Source organism: Nguyenibacter vanlangensis (assembly GCF_013376155.1).
Taxonomy (GTDB): domain Bacteria; phylum Pseudomonadota; class Alphaproteobacteria; order Acetobacterales; family Acetobacteraceae; genus Gluconacetobacter; species Gluconacetobacter vanlangensis.
This window is the reverse complement of sequence record NZ_JABXXP010001016.1, coordinates 1-799: the sequence shown is the minus strand read 5'-3', so window position 1 is coordinate 799 and position 799 is coordinate 1. Positions and strand designations below refer to the sequence as shown.

The window sequence follows — 799 nt, the reverse complement described above, 5'->3', positions numbered from 1 at the left end:
CGGCCTGGTCCAGCGCGTCGCCCCCCGGGCCGCCTTCCGCGGCCAGTCGATCACGCTGGCCGCCGGCGACAGCCTGGACCAGCCATTGCTGATCGAACTGCTCGTCGCCAACGGCTACAACCGCACCGACACGGTGATGGAACCCGGCGAATTCGCCGCCCGCGGCGGCATCTTCGACATTTTCCCCGCGGGCGAGCCCGAACCGGTCCGCCTCGACCTGTTCGGCGACGAAATCGAAAATATCCGCCGCTTCGATCCCGCCAGCCAGCGGTCCTCGGACCGGCTGGATCGCTTCGTCATGCGGCCGGTCGCCGATTTCACGCTCGACCAGGCCAGCATCTCGCGCTTCCGGACCGGCTGGCGCGACCTGTTCGGCCCGGCCGCCGCCGCCGATCCGCTCTACCAGCACGTCTCGGACGGCCGCCGCCACGCCGGCATGGAACATTGGCTGCCACTGTTCCACGATCAGATGGAGACCCTGGTCGACTACCTGCCGGGCCTGGCCGTCATCCTGGCCCACCAGGCCGAGGAGGTCCTGGCCGCCAGGCTGGAAATGATCGCCGATCATTTCGAAGCCCGCCGCCAGCCGGTGCGCGAGGGCGAGGTCCCGTACCGCCCGCTGCCGCCGCACCTGATGTATCTGGACCGCAAGGGCTGGGACGGCATCCTGGCCGGCCATCCGGTCGTCACCTTCAATCCCTTCGCCCGCCCCGACGACGCCCCGGGCCTCGATGCCGGCGGCCGGCCGGGCATCCTGTTCGCCCGCGGCACGGGCGCCGAGGGGCGCGAGAACGTCTTC

The 799-nt window shown here is 70.8% G+C and carries 1 pseudogene; it reads left to right on the top strand.

Annotation, left to right across the window (positions count from 1 at the left end):
- Window positions 1-799 (top strand): annotated as a pseudogene (locus HUK84_RS20895) (transcription-repair coupling factor); the annotation flags it as partial.